The 508-nt window shown below is 72.8% G+C and carries 1 protein-coding gene and 1 pseudogene; one reads left to right on the top strand and one right to left on the bottom strand.

Annotation, left to right across the window (positions count from 1 at the left end):
• Positions 1-244 (top strand): EamA family transporter (locus CCN33_RS30710; RefSeq protein WP_167387995.1); only part of this gene is annotated, 244 nt, incomplete at its 5' end.
• Between the two features lie 116 nt (positions 245-360).
• Here CCN33_RS30710 and CCN33_RS33430 read toward each other — a convergent pair.
• Positions 361-508: pseudogene (locus CCN33_RS33430) on the bottom strand (aminoglycoside phosphotransferase family protein); the annotation flags it as partial.

The raw sequence follows: 508 nt of genomic DNA, 5'->3' as shown, positions 1-508 counted from the left end.
GGCCCTGCTCTCCTCGGTCCTCCCGTACACCCTTGAACTGCTCGCCCTCCGCCGCCTCCCCGCCCCGACCTTCGCCATCCTGATGAGTCTGGAACCGGCCGTGGCGGCCACCGCGGGCTTCTTCGTCCTCCACCAGACCCTCTCCCTGACCCAGGCCGCCGCCATCGCGCTGGTCATCGCGGCGAGCATCGGCGCGGTGCGCACCCAGACGAGGCGAGTGGCACCGCCGGCGCCCGAGGCGTAGGCACTCCGCTCAGGGTGGGCGGACCGCTCGATGACGGGGGGGTGTTGCCGGCTCACGTCCGGCCCGGATCGCGCCTGTGTCGCTCGGAGTGCCCGCCTTTGCGGCTGATCGACGGCTCAGGTCACCGGCCCCGCCAGCCGTAGCGCCTCCCGTGCGTTGTGTTCCGCGATTCCTCGCATGGCGTCGCGGTGGGGGAAGTCGCCGTCCAGCAGGCGGAGGGGGCCCGCGACCAGGGAGAGGTGGAGAGCGAGGGTGTGGAGGGAC

Source organism: Streptomyces recifensis (assembly GCF_002154615.1).
GTDB lineage: Bacteria > Actinomycetota > Actinomycetes > Streptomycetales > Streptomycetaceae > Streptomyces > Streptomyces griseoluteus.
This window is presented reverse-complemented; position numbering and strand designations above follow the sequence as displayed.